The organism is Proteus terrae (genome assembly GCF_003144325.1).
Classification (GTDB): Bacteria; Pseudomonadota; Gammaproteobacteria; order Enterobacterales; family Enterobacteriaceae; genus Proteus; species Proteus terrae.
In genome coordinates, this window is sequence record NZ_PENS01000011.1 from 62277 (window position 1) to 77103 (window position 14827).

13 protein-coding genes are annotated in these 14827 nt (G+C 39.1%); 9 read left to right on the forward strand and 4 right to left on the reverse strand.

Features of this window, described 5'->3' with window-relative positions; all coding sequences use genetic code 11:
• The first annotated feature begins 6 nt into the window (after positions 1-6).
• From DK857_RS12275 to dmsD, 3 genes are all read left to right on the forward strand, one after another.
• The gene (locus DK857_RS12275; protein ID WP_109402311.1) at positions 7-624 is read left to right on the forward strand and encodes a DMSO/selenate family reductase complex B subunit; all 618 of its coding nucleotides are present in this window, start codon (positions 7-9) and stop codon (positions 622-624) included.
• A gap of 1 nt (position 625) precedes the next feature.
• Positions 626-1483, forward strand: a complete 858-nt coding sequence (locus DK857_RS12280; protein ID WP_109402312.1) for a DmsC/YnfH family molybdoenzyme membrane anchor subunit — start codon at positions 626-628, stop codon at positions 1481-1483.
• A gap of 174 nt (positions 1484-1657) precedes the next feature.
• Entirely contained in the window at positions 1658-2269 is a 612-nt protein-coding gene (gene dmsD, locus DK857_RS12285; protein WP_109402313.1) for a Tat proofreading chaperone DmsD, read from the forward strand.
• Positions 2270-2355: 86 nt separating this feature from the next.
• On the opposite strand, the gene DK857_RS12290 is transcribed toward dmsD, so the two are convergent.
• Positions 2356-2817 (reverse strand): nucleoside deaminase, encoded by a 462-nt coding sequence (locus DK857_RS12290; RefSeq protein WP_109402314.1) that lies wholly within the window; start codon positions 2815-2817, stop codon positions 2356-2358.
• Positions 2817-3503, reverse strand: a complete 687-nt coding sequence (locus tag DK857_RS12295) for an ankyrin repeat domain-containing protein (RefSeq protein WP_109402315.1) — start codon at positions 3501-3503, stop codon at positions 2817-2819. The genes DK857_RS12290 and DK857_RS12295 overlap by 1 nt, the downstream gene beginning before the upstream one ends.
• A 216-nt stretch (positions 3504-3719) precedes the next feature.
• On the opposite strand from DK857_RS12295, the gene DK857_RS19595 reads away from it, so the two are divergent.
• The 6 genes from DK857_RS19595 to kdpE are packed head-to-tail and all read left to right on the forward strand — an operon-like array spanning position 3720 to position 11587.
• On the forward strand, positions 3720-3803 hold the full coding sequence (locus DK857_RS19595; protein ID WP_392487059.1) for a potassium-transporting ATPase subunit F: 84 nt from the start codon (positions 3720-3722) through the stop codon (positions 3801-3803).
• Between the two features lie 2 nt (positions 3804-3805).
• Positions 3806-5509, forward strand: coding sequence for a potassium-transporting ATPase subunit KdpA (kdpA, locus tag DK857_RS12300; protein WP_109402316.1), 1704 nt, complete (start codon positions 3806-3808; stop codon positions 5507-5509).
• Positions 5510-5520: 11 nt separating this feature from the next.
• Positions 5521-7578, forward strand: coding sequence for a potassium-transporting ATPase subunit KdpB (kdpB, locus tag DK857_RS12305; RefSeq protein WP_109402317.1), 2058 nt, complete (start codon positions 5521-5523; stop codon positions 7576-7578).
• 10 nt (positions 7579-7588) lie between these two features.
• Complete coding sequence (kdpC, locus tag DK857_RS12310) at positions 7589-8185, forward strand: potassium-transporting ATPase subunit KdpC (RefSeq protein WP_109402318.1); 597 nt, start codon at positions 7589-7591, stop codon at positions 8183-8185.
• Between the two features lies 1 nt (position 8186).
• On the forward strand, positions 8187-10907 hold the full coding sequence (gene kdpD, locus DK857_RS12315) for a two-component system sensor histidine kinase KdpD (RefSeq protein ID WP_109402319.1): 2721 nt from the start codon (positions 8187-8189) through the stop codon (positions 10905-10907).
• Positions 10904-11587 (forward strand): two-component system response regulator KdpE, encoded by a 684-nt coding sequence (gene kdpE, locus DK857_RS12320; protein ID WP_075673117.1) that lies wholly within the window; start codon positions 10904-10906, stop codon positions 11585-11587. Before kdpD ends, kdpE begins: the two co-directional genes overlap by 4 nt.
• A gap of 39 nt (positions 11588-11626) precedes the next feature.
• Here the strand turns inward: kdpE and DK857_RS12325 are convergent, their stop codons facing one another.
• Positions 11627-14374, reverse strand: coding sequence for a phage tail protein (locus DK857_RS12325; RefSeq protein WP_109402320.1), 2748 nt, complete (start codon positions 14372-14374; stop codon positions 11627-11629).
• On the reverse strand, positions 14361-14750 hold the full coding sequence (locus DK857_RS12330; protein ID WP_109402321.1) for a hypothetical protein: 390 nt from the start codon (positions 14748-14750) through the stop codon (positions 14361-14363). Before DK857_RS12330 ends, DK857_RS12325 begins: the two co-directional genes overlap by 14 nt.
• Positions 14751-14827: the final 77 nt, after the last annotated feature.

A 14827-nucleotide genomic window follows, 5' to 3' on the forward strand; every position in this document is an offset into this window, starting at 1 on the left:
CTGGTTATGTCAACGCAATATGGTTTTTACATTGATTCAAGTCGTTGCACCGGCTGCAAAACCTGTGAACTGGCGTGCAAGGATTTTAAAAATTTATCCCCTGAAGTCAATTTCCGCCGTATCTATGAATATGCGGGTGGTGATTGGACAGAGCAAGATGGCGTTTATACACAGAACGTTTTTGCTTATTACCTATCTATTTCGTGTAACCACTGTGACGATCCCGCTTGTGCCAAAGTTTGCCCAAGTGGTGCGATGCATAAACGTGAAGACGGCTTTGTTGTCGTTAACGAAGATATTTGTATCGGTTGTCGCTATTGTCATATGGCTTGCCCTTATGGCGCACCGCAATTTGATGAAGTCAAAGGTCATATGACCAAATGTGATGGTTGCTATGAGCGTGTAGCCGAAGGTAAAAAACCGATTTGTGTCGAATCTTGTCCACTACGTGCATTAGATATGGCACCGATTGAAGAGTTACGCGCTAAATATGGTGATTTAGCTGAAATCGCCCCACTTCCTTCAGCAAAATATACCAAGCCAAATATTGTCCTTAAATTAAATGCCAATAGCCGTCCTGTGGGTGATACCACCGGTCATCTGGCAAACCCAGGGGAGGTGTAAGATGGTGGGATTGCATGAATGGCCACTAATGTTTTTTACCGTTATCGGTCAAAGTGTTGCTGGCGCTTTTATTATTATGGGATGCGCTATTCTTTCGGGTAAGCTCTCCGCAGAAATGAACCGAAAAGTGCATTACAGCATGTTTGGACTCTGGGCATTAATGGGAATTGGTTTCTTACTATCCATGATGCACATGGGAACTCCACTACGTGCATTTAACTCATTACTTCGTCTAGGTCACTCATCATTAAGTAATGAAATTGCCAGCGGTTCAATTTTCTTTGCACTGGGTGGTATTTACTGGTTACTGGCTGTACTTAATAAAATGCCAGCTGCATTAGGTAAATTATGGGTCGCGCTGGTTATGGTATTAGCCGCATTATTTATTACGGCGATCTCTCGTGTATACCAAATTGATACCGTTCCAACTTGGTATAACAGCTACACGACATTTAATTTTGTGCTAACCGCCTTTATCGGTGGCCCTATTTTAGCGGCACTTTTACTGCGTATTGCGGGTTTTAACCTCAATTGTGTCAGTGCATTGCCAATATTAAGTGTTATCGCGATTGTTGTGAGTGCCATTGTGGCAACATCACAAGGTTTTGAATTAGGCTCTATTCAAACCTCTGTGCAAAAAGCGGTGGATTTAGTCCCTAACTATGGTGCTTTAATGGGTATTAAATTAGTGGCTTTAGTTTTAGGCTTAAGTTGCTGGATTGCGCCACTGTTACGTAAAAATAACCCTTCTGTTGCATTGTTAGCATTGGGCTTTATTTTAGTGTTTGCTGGTGAGTTTATAGGACGCGGTGTGTTCTATGGTTTACATATGACTGTCGGTATGGCGATAGTTGGCTAATTAAAAACGGCTACCTTTAAACCGCTGTAATAGTTAAAAAGCCATACTTTTTATCTGTTATGGCGGTTTTCCTTTTATAATGAGGTATCACTCTTTTTTAATCTTCGTCATTATGTTTAGATAGAAAATCGCATATAGTAAAGACAATAAATCTAAGCGGATTATAAAAATATTATGGAACAACAACTTATTACTGATATCTCTCTCACTGCGCGTATTTTAGGCGCCGCGTTTTATTACGCACCTACGGAGAAAAGTGACATTGTCGAGCTGCTATCTAGTCAAAAGTGGGTTGAAGAATGGCCTTATGGCAGTGATGAAGAAAAGCAACGCATTGCTAACCTTCTTTCACAAACCACATTAGCGGAAGAAACTTTAGCACAGGCATATCAACGTTTATTTGTCGGCCCTTACGCACTACCGGCGCCACCTTGGGGCTCTGTTTATCTTGATCATGAAAATGTATTATTCGGTAACTCAACATTAGATTTACGCGAGTGGATGCTAGAAAACGGCATTGATATTGCATTAACTCAAAATGAGCCAGAAGATCACTTTGGTTTAATGGTGATGATGGTGGCATGGATTGCAGAAACTCGCCCTGAAAAATTAAATGAGCTATTAGTTGAACACCTTCTGCCATGGGCTTATCGTTATTTAGAAAAGTTATCTTTGCAAGGCGCATTCCCTTATTACGAAGGTTTAGCCATGCTGGCAACATTAACACTAAAAAACTGGCAATCTCAGTTAAATGTCACCCCTGCTGAAAAGCAGTTATTTTGTTGATTTACAATAGACAGTAAAAATGTGAAGCCCTAAAGGCGAAATAAATTCTCGCTTTTAGGGCTTTGATATATAAAAAGTTAACGTTCTTATGATTGTTTCGACCAAAACTGATAAAGCCTAGGTTGTGTTTCATCTTCGGTTTTTATCTGTGTAAATTGAAGGCCATCTTGTTGCTCTGGTTCCTTTCTTAATACTTTAGCAATATGGGCTGTCGATAGTCCGTAAGGCTCTGCATCCTCATTAGAATAAGCATAAAAAATTTTAGAGATCCCCGCCATACGCATTGCGGCAAGACACATTGGACAAGGTTGTCCACTGGCATAAACAATACAATCATCTAGTTTTGTTCGCCCTAATACTTTACCGGCTTCCCGTAATGCTAATAATTCAGCATGAGCAGTGGGATCATTTGTCGTTATTATCTGATTAACAGCACTTGCAATCACTTGACCATTATTCACAATAACTGCGCCAAATGGCCTTCCCCCCACTTTCACATTATCCATTGCAAGCGATATGGCTTGTTGTATAAATTGGTTATCTGACATTATTTTGCCCCCGCTTGTTCAAGTATATTAACAATATTTGTGTAACCTTTATCTTTAGCCAAGGTTAAAGGTGTATGGCCTGAACCATCAGCAAGATTAACATTAGCTCCACCTTTAATAAGTAAAGTCACAATCTCTTCATATTTTTGGCTACCATCACCTAAAATAATTGCTTCAATTAAAGCCGTCCAACCTAAACGATTAATATGATCAACATCTACACCAGCATCAATCAATGTTTTTACTGTTTTTACATGACCTCGCTCTGATGCAGGAATTAATGCTGTTCCACCATAACGATTAACACTTTTAAGCGAGGCGCCATGCGATAACGTTAATTCTAAGATCTCCTGTAAACCTCTTGCACCCGCATAAAGATACGGTGAATCATGAATAGCATCACGGGCATTAACATCTGCACCATGCTCAATCAGATATTTTGCAACCTCAATTTGGTTGGCATGTGTAGCCGCCATTAGCGGTGTGCGTAACTTTAGATCACGTTGTTCAATATTTGCACCTTGTTCTATCTGACGTTTTAATTCAGATAAATTTCCCTCTTGTGCCAGTGTAACTAGGTATGCCTTATCAGAATTTGCCATCGCTTTAACCATGCAGATAGATGAAATGATTAATAAGCTTAAGAAGTATAAAAACCATTTGGTCTTTAGATAGAGAGTATTCATTCAATATCCCCTAGAGAGTGCTAATTTCTATTCACTTAATTTAAACCTAACTTAGATCTAACAAAGGCATGACATTATTTCAACCAATCAAGGAGTCAATGAATCACCTATCAGCCATTTTTATACTTTTTTTACACCGCCCATTCCTTTTTTATCAACATCTTTACAGCCCATTAAGTACGCTCACTAAATCTAAATAGTAAAAGGATTGTTCTGATGCTGATATTCGGTGCTGTGGCATTAGTTGCTTTGCTCACTGCTTATCTTATCTATGTATTATTTAACGCAGAGGCATTTTAAAAATGGCAACAACGATGTGGATATATCTTGCTGTTTTTCTTATCACATTATTTGTAATGGGGAAAATACTTGGACATTATTTAGCTCGCCTTATTGAAGGTGACTTACCTCATTGGGTTACTCAAATCGAACATATTGTTTGGCGTTGTTGTGGTTTTAAACCCGCAGGAAAAACAATCCAGCCGATGAGCTGGTATCACTATATGCTCGCTCTACTTATTTTTAATTTAATGGGCGCAATTCTATTATTTGTCATATTGCTTAACCAAGGCTATTTACCTTTAAATCCTCAATTTGCCCCTAATATGAGTTGGGATTTAGCGTTAAATACCACAATTAGCTTTATCACAAATACGAATTGGCAAGCTTACAGCGGTGAAACGGCTGTCAGTTATTTAAGTCAAATGACGGGGCTTGCCGTACAAAATTTTTTATCTGCAACAACAGGTATTGCTGTTGCCTTCGTTTTAATTAGAGCATTAACTCAATCTTCTTGTACCTCATTAGGGAATGCTTGGATCGATATTGGGCGTATTACGTTATATGTTTTATTGCCTTTAGCCATTATTTGGTCGCTGTTATTTGTCAGCCAAGGCGTTATACAAAACTTTCATCCTGCGGTATTAAGTCAAGGTCTTGATGGACACCAACAATGGTTACCAATGGGGCCTGTTGCATCTCAAGAAGCAATTAAACTCTTGGGTACAAATGGTGGTGGATATTTTGCAGCAAACTCTGCACATCCTTACGAAAACCCAACGTCATTCAGCAACTTCTTGCAGATCCTTGCCATATTTCTTATTCCTACTGCCTTATGTTTTGCCTTTGGTCGTTTAAGTGGGATGCAACGCCAAGGCTATACCTTACTTTGGGCTATGACGCTAATTTTCATTGTTGCCGTTGCTGTGATCACTTGGGCTGAATGGCAAGGAAATCCAGAGCTTATCTTTGCTGGTACAGATAGCTCACTAAATATGGAAGGCAAAGAAACACGCTTTGGCATAATTGGTAGCGCGATTTTTGTTGCTGTCACAACAGCGGCATCTTGTGGTGCAGTCAATGCCATGCATGATTCATTAACGGCTTTAGGTGGCATGGTGCCAATGTGGTTAATGCAAACCGGAGAAGTGGTCTTTGGCGGTGTGGGATCAGGATTTTACGGCATGATCCTCTATGTATTATTAGCCGTATTTATCGCTGGATTAATGGTTGGGCGAGCACCTGAATACCTTGGTAAAAAGATTGGTGTTGCTGAAATGAAATGGGTAGCGGTTGCTATTTTAATCTCTCCAGCCGTGGTTTTATTAGGCACAACCCTCGCCTTATTTACTGATATTGGTCGCGAAGCCATTTTAAATCCAGGTCCTCATGGTTTTAGTGAAGTGTTATATGCCTTTACTTCTGCTGCTAATAATAATGGCAGTGCCTTTGCTGGACTTAACGCCAGCTCACCTTTTTACAATCTATTATTAGGGCTTGCCATGTTGATTGGCCGTTTCGGTGTCATGTTACCGGTTTTAGCTATTGCAGGTAGTTTAGCCGTGAAAAAACGTCAGCCAGAAAGCCTGGCAACTCTCTCTACCACTTCACCGCTATTTATTTTGTTATTGATCCTCACTGTATTAATGATCGGCGCTCTGACTTTTGTTCCGGCATTAGCACTTGGCCCTATAGCAGAACATTTACAACTGTTTTGGGCTAAATAAGGAAACGTATCATGAAAACAACGCAACTTTTTGACAGAAAAACCGTGATGTCGGCTTTCTTTGATGCAATAAAAAAATGCACACCTCAAGCACAATGGCGTAACCCCGTTATGTTTATTGTTTATGTTGGTGCGCTTTTAACTAGCGGAATTTGGATTGCTTCGCTGTTAGGTTATCTCCCTAATGATAATCACTTTACTTCACAAGTAATGATTTGGTTATGGGTGACATTGCTATTTGCCAATTTTGCTGAGTCATTAGCAGAAAGTCGAAGTAAAGCACAAGCAGCGAGCTTACGTGGAGCCAAACAACAATCCAAAGCAGTACGTTTACATCACGCAGATATTAATTCCTCGAAAGAAACCGTAGACTCTTTCTCACTGCATAAAGGTGATATCGTTTTAGTCAATGCCGGTGAAGTTATTCCTTGTGATGGTGAAGTGATTGAAGGTGGTGCTTCTGTTGATGAAAGTGCGATTACAGGGGAATCAGCGCCGGTGATCCGTGAGTCAGGCGGTGACTTTTCTTCTGTAACAGGAGGAACTCGAGTATTGTCAGATTGGCTGATTATTCGTTGCACTGCTGAAGCTGGCAATTCATTTCTCGATCGCATGATTGGAATGGTGGAAGGCGCTAAACGTAGAAAAACGCCAAATGAAGTGGCTTTAACTATCCTATTAACCGCTCTGACACTGATTTTCTTATTGGCTTGCATTACCCTTTATCCGTTTAGTGTTTTTGCTGTCGAATTTCAAGGTCATGGCGCTGTTATTTCAGTAGTAACCTTGATTGCGTTGTTAGTATGTTTGATCCCTACTACGATCGGTGGATTGCTTTCATCGATTGGTGTGGCGGGTATGAGCCGAATGCTTGATGCCAATGTAATTGCAACCAGTGGGCGCGCTGTGGAAGCCGCAGGTGATGTTGATGTCTTGCTTCTTGATAAAACGGGCACTATTACACTGGGTAATCGCCAAGCATCTCGTTTTATTCCTCTTTCAGGTATTAGTGAAAAACAGCTTGCGGATGCAGCACAACTAAGTTCGCTTGCAGATGAAACGCCTGAAGGCAGAAGCATTGTGATCCTCGCTAAACAACGTTTCAATTTGCGCGAACGCGATTTAGCGTCAATTGGGGCTTCTTTTATTCCCTTCTCTGCAATGACAAGAATGAGTGGCGTTAATTTAGGTGAACGCTTGATCCGCAAGGGTTCTGTTGATGCTATTCGTCGCCATATTGAAGTCAGTCACGGTCATTTTCCTGATGAAGTCACCACAATAGTCGAACAAGTGGCAAGAACGGGGGGAACACCGCTGGTGGTGGTCGAAAATCAGAAAATCTTAGGTGTTGTTGAGCTTAAAGATATTGTGAAAGGCGGAATTAAAGAGCGTTTTGCTCAACTTCGCCAAATGGGTATAAAAACGGTCATGATCACTGGCGATAATCATCTTACGGCAGCGGCTATCGCAGCAGAATCGGGTGTTGATGATTTTCTGGCTGAAGCAACACCTGAGGCAAAATTGGCATTAATTCGTCAATATCAATCTGAAGGTCGATTAGTCGCAATGACCGGCGATGGTACTAATGATGCTCCTGCATTGGCACAAGCTGATGTCGCTGTTGCGATGAATTCAGGTACTCAAGCTGCCAAAGAAGCGGGAAATATGGTTGATTTAGATTCTAATCCAACAAAATTAATCGAAGTGGTGCATATTGGTAAACAAATGCTAATGACACGAGGCGCTTTAACTACATTTAGTATTTCCAACGATATCGCAAAATACTTTGCCATTATTCCTGCGGCTTTTGCAGTCACTTACCCACAACTCAATATGCTTAATGTCATGAACTTACATTCACCCGCATCTGCAATGTTATCTGCCGTTATTTTCAATGCCTTAATTATAGTCTTTTTGATCCCTCTAGCCCTTAAAGGTGTTCACTATCGCCCTGTTTCTGCGCACTCATTATTGCGCCGTAACCTCTCTTTATACGGGATCAGCGGGTTATTAGTCCCTTTTATTGGCATTAAAATCATCGATATGATCTTAGCGTTTATTGGGTTTTAAGGAGTTTTATATGCATCTATTTCGTTCATCTTTAGTGATGTTATTATTACTCACACTAATAACTGGGCTTGCCTATCCTTTACTTGTTACAGGATTAGCCAACCTTATTTTTCCGTGGCAAGCAAACGGCTCTCTCGTGTATAAAGATAATAAACTTATTGGCTCTGAATTGATTGGGCAACAATTTACGCGGGATGATTATTTTAAAAGTCGTCCATCAATGACGTCAGAAATGCCCTATAACAGCATGGCATCAGGTGCTAGCCAGCTGGCAACATCAAATCCATTACTTCTTAATGAAATAACTAAACGTATCCAAACATGGAAAAAAACAACGGATAATCAACATGTTGTTCCTGTTGATTTAGTCACAGCATCAGGAAGTGGGCTTGATCCTCATATTTCACTACAAGCAACTTATTATCAAATTGAAAATATTGCATATTCTCGCCAACTCACTAAAAATGAAATTGAGCAATTAATAAAAAACAATACAACATCACCATTATTGTCGTTTATGGGTGAACCTGTTGTGAATGTGTTTATGCTAAATCAGGCACTAGATAAATTAAGTGCAGAAAAACAGCAGAAAGTGAGTACTCAATAAAATGGAACTCGAAAAGCAGTGGCAACGACCCTCACCCGATGATTTACTCGCTTCAACGCGAACAACAACTCGTGGACGCCTAAAAATATTTTTTGGCGCTTGTGCTGGCGTAGGGAAAACTTATGCCATGTTACAAGAGGCTCAACGCCTCCACCAGCAAGGTATTGATGTGCTTGCTGGTGTTGTTGAAACGCACCAACGACAAGAAACGGCTGCGCTACTTCATGGGTTGCCTTTATTACCACCACTGCGTATTCATCATCATGGAAGAAAGCTTGTAGCATTTGATTTAGATGCCGCATTAGCCAGACATCCTGCCGTGATATTAATGGATGAACTGGCATTTAGTAATCCACACAAATGCCGACATCCTAAACGTTGGCAAGATGTGGAAGAACTATTGGATGCCGGTATTGATGTACTTGCCACAATAAACGTACAACACATTGAAAGCCTTAACGATATTGTGGGAAGCATTACAGGAATTCGTGTTCAAGAGACGATCCCTGACTATATTTTTGATAGTGCTGATGAAGTGGTTATGGTGGATTTACCGCCTGATGATTTACAACAACGTTTGCATGAAGGCAAGGTATATCTAGCCGGACAAGCAGAACGAGCCATCGAACACTTTTTTCGTAAAGGTAATTTAATCGCACTACGAGAATTAGCTTTACGTCGTATGGCAGATAGAGTTGATACACAAGTTAAAGAATTTCGAGATAGCCAAGGAGCATCACCTGTTTGGCACACCACAGATAGTCTAATGGTGTGTCTCGGTGCTCATGGTGGTAACGACAAATTAGTTCGTACGGCAGCTCGTTATGCTGCCGCTTTTGGTTGCCAATGGCATGCTATTTATGTTGAAACCCCTAAACTTCATCAAATTGGTGAGCATAAACGCCGGGCAATTTTGCACTCTTTAAAACTGGCACAACATCTAGGTGCAAGAACCGCGATCCTTTCTGATAACCAAGCTGAAAAAGCAGTGATCCGTTACGCCAGAGAACATAATCTTGGGAAAGTGATTATTGGTCAGCGTGCTTATCAAAAATGGCAATGGTTAAAACGTTGGATACGGATGCGGTTTGCAGAAAAACTAGCACGCTATGCACCCGATCTTCATGTTATCAGCGTTGCTCTTAATGACGAGGAGCTCCGTTATAAAACCAAAACAGCACCACTACAAAATGAAAAATGGCGACAAGAGATAAAAGGCTATCTTACAGCGATAGGAATATGTTTAGCGATCACCTTGTTCTCTCGCACATTTCTATTAGCGCTTGATAAAGCCAATTTAGTGACACTCTATTTATTGGGCGTAGTATTAATTGCTCTCTTTTTTGGTCGTCGCCCTTCTATTTTTGCAGCATTAATCAATGTCATTAGTTTTGATTTGTTCTTTGTACAGCCTCATTTTTCACTTGCTGTACTCGATATGCAGTATTTGATCACTTTTACAGTCATGCTTATTGTAGGATTGGTAGTCGGTAATTTAACTGCGGGTATGCGTTATCAAACACGCGTTGCTCGTTATAGAGAGCAACGCACTCGCCACTTATTTGAAATGACAAGAGAGCTGGGACGCGCGGTAACATTACAAGATGTTGTTCGTACCAGTTACCATTTTTTATCGAGTGCGTTTGATGCAAAAGTTTGCTTATTACTCCCCAACAAACAAGGTGAATTAATGCCTTTTCATGCCAAAGGTATGGGGCATTTACCTATTGATAATGGCATTGCGCGCTGGTGTTGTGATAAAGACCAAATTGCAGGTGCTGGTACAGATACGTTACCAAGTGTGCCTTACCAATTACATCCGATTACCGCATCTCAACAAGTTTTAGCTATTTTAGCTATTGAACCTAATAATCTTCGCCAATTGCTTATTCCAGAACAACAGCAGCTATTGCAAACGTTTAATGGTTTGATTGCTAATGCACTCGAACGATTACAACAAGCTGAAATTGCAGAACAATCTCGAATTAACATTGAACGGGAGCAATTAAGAAATGCATTATTAGCGGCGCTTTCTCATGATTTAAAAACACCGCTTACTGTGCTGTTTGGGCAATCAGAAATTTTGCTTCTCGATTTAAGTGCTGAAGGTTCATCCCATACAGAACAAGTTAACCAAATTCGACAGCAGATCCTCACAACCTCGCGTTTAGTCAATAATCTACTTGATATGGCACGCATTCAATCTGGTGGTATTGAAGTGAATTTACAATGGAATTCACTGCAAGAAATTACAGGCAGTGCCATTCGGTCACTCTCTTATTTACTTGATAAACATCCATTACAAATTGATATTCCGGCTGATTTACTGCTTTATTGTGATGGTAATTTAATTGAACGGGTTATCACGAACTTACTTGAAAATGCAGTAAAATATACGACTCCAAACACAAAGCTCGGAGTAAGAGCCTATATTGAAGCCTCTAAAATTCATGTTGAGGTGTGGGATGAAGGCAATGGCATTCCGACTGACCAACTACAACTTATTTTTAATAAATTTTCACGCGCAGTAAAAGAATCCGCAATTCCTGGTGTTGGCTTAGGTTTAGCGATATGTAGCGCGATTATTCGCTTACATGAGGGTGAAATTTGGGCTGAAAACAATAATTTTTCTGAAAACCATAAAAAAGGTGGAGCAAGTTTCCACTTTGTTTTACCTTTAAAATTACTCCCTGATATTGATGAGATTGAAATAAAACAGTGACTCCATATAACATTTTAATTATTGAAGATGAAAAAGAGATCTTACGCTTTGTTCGGCTTGCTTTAGAGAACGAAGGATTTCGTGTTTATGAAGCCAGTGAATGCCAACGAGGATTAATTGAAGCGGCATCAAGAAAGCCTGATTTAGTTATTCTTGATCTTGGCTTACCGGATAAAGATGGTCTCTGCTTTATTCAAGATTTTCGTCAATGGAGTAGTACACCCGTTATCGTACTTTCAGCTCGAGATTCGGAACAAGACAAAGTAAAAGCGCTTGATGCAGGAGCGGACGACTATCTAACTAAACCTTTTGGTATTAGTGAGTTATTAGCTAGAGTTAGAGCGTCACTACGCCGTTTTGTTAAACAAGAAAATGAAAACACACAATTTACCTTTGGCGATATTACGATTGATTGGGTTAATCGTATTGTTACTCGTCAAAATGAACCTGTACATTTAACGCCGACTGAATTTCGTTTACTAAGTGAATTGGTTAATAACAGCGGAAAAGTGCTTACTCAACGGCATTTAATGCAACATGTTTGGGGGCCTAATTTCGTTGAACATAGCCACTATTTGCGCATTTATATGGGTCATTTACGCCAAAAACTAGAAACCGATCCCGCATGTCCTGTGCATTTAATTACAGAAACGGGGATCGGTTATCGATTCATGCCGTAACTGAGGGTAATAGGAAAATAAGCAAGGTTAATTTATTAATCAGCTTTCTTGTTTATACAATATATACATACCTAATCCCCGTAAGATCTCACCTGACCAGAAACCATAAAACATCCCATTATCACTTCCTTTTCTGACTGCTGGGGACCAACTGCCATTCATTGGGCTTGTCGGAGACACCACGTGATAGTGTTCAATAAGTTCAGTAACAGACTTTTCAATGATCCAATCTAGCTTGTTATTTTTGCATCCAGACAAAGAAGCAAAACAGAGACCACATAGCCATAATCCTGTCATATGACCGACAAAATTTCGATTTTCTGGCGGTGGCGAGTCAGCAGGAAATTCACAAGGAAATCCACCGACTTTTTCGAAGAAATGAATAAGATAATCAACCCAATTATTTGTAAATTGAATAAGGTTTTCAGGAATGCTTTTCTGACATAAAACTAATTCATACCACGCTCTGGCAGCAGAAGCGAATGCACGAGGTTGATAGCCAGCCCATGCATCACTACCCCAATGATTAAAAGTAAAGGTATCTGCCTCACCATACTCAATGTTATCCCATCGGTTCCACACATATGCCATCGCGACGGGTCCTTTTATCTTAAATTTATCTTCATAAGCTTTCTGAGCATCAAACAGAAACTGACACATATTTTCTAAATGTATCTGCGCATTTTCTTCATAAATATAAATAAATGGATGTTGATAACCGGGATAAGGTAATCCACGCCACGAATCGAATTGAGATGAATCTTTTGTAGAATTATTGGAGAAAGGAATAACGCCAGGTGTATATGCGAGCTTATTGAGGTCATTATAGCTAATGTCACAATCACCAATCAGCCCTTCAAAACTATCATTACCGGATAGAGTGATTGAAAACTTATGTGTCCAACCATCAAGATCATTAAAATGAGTTGGTATATCGTTAAAGCAATACCAAGTGATTTCTGAACTATCGCCTTCTTCAAGTTCATAAATAGCAAGAGTGACACTAGAGACTGCTTGTAAATTCGGATGTGTAGGTTTAATTTCATTGCCTGAATAATAAGGCTGATAATCCATTAATATAAGTGTTTCAGGCGTTAATTGAATAGTAGACCACTGATCTTTCGTCATAGGTAATATCCAATACCAACGCCAGAGATAAGCATCGTAAATAATGATTTTCCATTTATCTCTATCCAATTTATACGTAAATGATGTTGGTATCGCCTTTCCTTCAGTTGTTAACCAAAAACCCACCATTATTTTACTGTTCTCTTTGAGCCGCACATGTTGTACAGTGGCTGAACGACCATCAATAATATTATCTTTGAACTCAAATGAAGTTTCGATATCTTCGTCGAGTTTAATATATCCCACATCATTAACTGTAAGATATTCAATATCATTATTTTTTTGAACAAATGAACTTACATTAAATTCATACTTTATAACGTCATTATTAATAGAGGTATGAGGAAGGTGTAAAAACCAATTTTTCACAACATCACTATTTCTTTGTGAAGTAGTATCCATATTAATTCTGACTTTTAATGGTACTTTATTTTTATCGACTCCCCCTACATTAATAGTTATTTTAGAGTTCTGATCAATTTTCTTTGAAATACTTTGTTGTTCTAAAGTCACTACTGCATTTCCATCTGTCTCTATTCGAATAAAACCTTGTTTATTTCTATCAAGAGAGATATGACGGCTCTTGGGGTAGTGATACTCGTAGGAAATCCCATCAGTAAATGGACTTAACTCAGTGGTCGATTGCCTGAAAAACTTATCGTTAGAATCAATATTCGCATATCGCATACACATTAATGCACTGTTTCGCCAAGCTAACCAATAACGGCGTTCGTTCGTTATTTTCCATAATGTATAACTTGCCTCTAAAAACCATTCTTCAGCATCAGCAGCATTACCATAATTTCGCTTATCGATAATAGGAATATTGAGTGGTCGATTATGCCATGCCATATTTCGTGTTATCAGAAAGCCGCCTTGTTCAACAGGCTGAATATTGGCATGACACAATTTCCATAATCCATTAATTGGCGATGCCATTTTTACATAGCCTTTAGGTTCAATTGCTCTTTCTTCTAAAATATGACCTTGGTTATCAATTTTTCGTCCATATAAATCAATCAACCATGCTAATTCAACAGACTCACCCTTTTGGCTCCAATTAATACTTCCATCATTATTCAGTTCAACAACTCGGGCATTTATATTAGGATAAGATAATACGCCACGATAAGCTTGTGTCACGATATCAAGATATTCCCCCCAATAAGGCGCTCCGTGTGGTATTTGACATGTTCCATCAACAAACATAATTTCAGTATCAATAAATCCTGAATTAGTGGGTTCATCAAAGTTAATTGGCCAATTAGATAAAGTAGGCTCTTTACCATTAATAATCCATTGACTTAACCATCTATCATGGGGAGGGTCGGGTATTTCTTGGCCTTGATAGAAATATTTAATATAGGCATCAAAACACCAGATTGCCTTATCTAGCCAATACTTATCTTTTGTTGCTTTATATACATAGAGATAACCTAATATTTGTAAAGATTGACCTTCAGTTGTTGCATCTCCATTAGGTTGTGACTCTAAGCGTGTATATCCGATTGTATGCCTATTATTTGATAAAACACCATCAGGATTAAAAACAAAGTGCTGTTTACTTCTATCTATTGTTAAACCGGTATTATTATCAAGAAAACGTTGGTGCCCAAATAACAAATTATAGACAGACATTAAATTGTCATTCTGATACATGCATACCTCCACCAATAAATCGCCCTAACCACGTCCCGTTAAGGGCTATAAATTGAATCATATCAATAGCATTTTTATTCCAAGATAAGAGAGGCTTACGACCTAAAGGCCATAATACTTCATCAATAAAAACGACTTGATTTGCGCCTGAACCTTGCGTCATATGAAGTAAAATCTGAGAGCCAGATATAGCAGTAGGAAGTTGAATAAACGTTATTGGTTCATTAAGTGTTGTGGTATACCAGGCATTTATGGAGTAAGGTAAATATAATTTATCTCTAATTGGTTTAATATCCATTATATCTATGCCAATTTGTTCTTCTTTATTAAATTTCCTTTCTCCTATTACTGTTTTTAATATCTTCATTATTTTCATAAAATTAGCCTTATTTAAAATATATTTAAGATAATCAATAAAAATATATTAATCTCATTACTCTAATGATGGATAAG

What these genes read in the sequence shown, in the direction of transcription:
- DK857_RS12275 (WP_109402311.1), top strand. Translation starts at nt 7, where the DNA reads ATGTCAACGCAATATGGTTTTTACATTGATTCAAGTCGTTGCACCGGC.
- DK857_RS12280 (WP_109402312.1), top strand. Translation starts at nt 626, where the DNA reads ATGGTGGGATTGCATGAATGGCCACTAATGTTTTTTACCGTTATCGGT.
- dmsD (WP_109402313.1), top strand. Translation starts at nt 1,658, where the DNA reads ATGGAACAACAACTTATTACTGATATCTCTCTCACTGCGCGTATTTTA.
- DK857_RS12290 (WP_109402314.1), bottom strand. Translation starts at nt 2,817, where the DNA reads ATGTCAGATAACCAATTTATACAACAAGCCATATCGCTTGCAATGGAT.
- DK857_RS12295 (WP_109402315.1), bottom strand. Translation starts at nt 3,503, where the DNA reads ATGAATACTCTCTATCTAAAGACCAAATGGTTTTTATACTTCTTAAGC.
- DK857_RS19595 (WP_392487059.1), top strand. Translation starts at nt 3,720, where the DNA reads ATGCTGATATTCGGTGCTGTGGCATTAGTTGCTTTGCTCACTGCTTAT.
- kdpA (WP_109402316.1), top strand. Translation starts at nt 3,806, where the DNA reads ATGGCAACAACGATGTGGATATATCTTGCTGTTTTTCTTATCACATTA.
- kdpB (WP_109402317.1), top strand. Translation starts at nt 5,521, where the DNA reads ATGAAAACAACGCAACTTTTTGACAGAAAAACCGTGATGTCGGCTTTC.
- kdpC (WP_109402318.1), top strand. Translation starts at nt 7,589, where the DNA reads ATGCATCTATTTCGTTCATCTTTAGTGATGTTATTATTACTCACACTA.
- kdpD (WP_109402319.1), top strand. Translation starts at nt 8,187, where the DNA reads ATGGAACTCGAAAAGCAGTGGCAACGACCCTCACCCGATGATTTACTC.
- DK857_RS12325 (WP_109402320.1), bottom strand. Translation starts at nt 14,374, where the DNA reads ATGTATCAGAATGACAATTTAATGTCTGTCTATAATTTGTTATTTGGG.
- DK857_RS12330 (WP_109402321.1), bottom strand. Translation starts at nt 14,750, where the DNA reads ATGAAAATAATGAAGATATTAAAAACAGTAATAGGAGAAAGGAAATTT.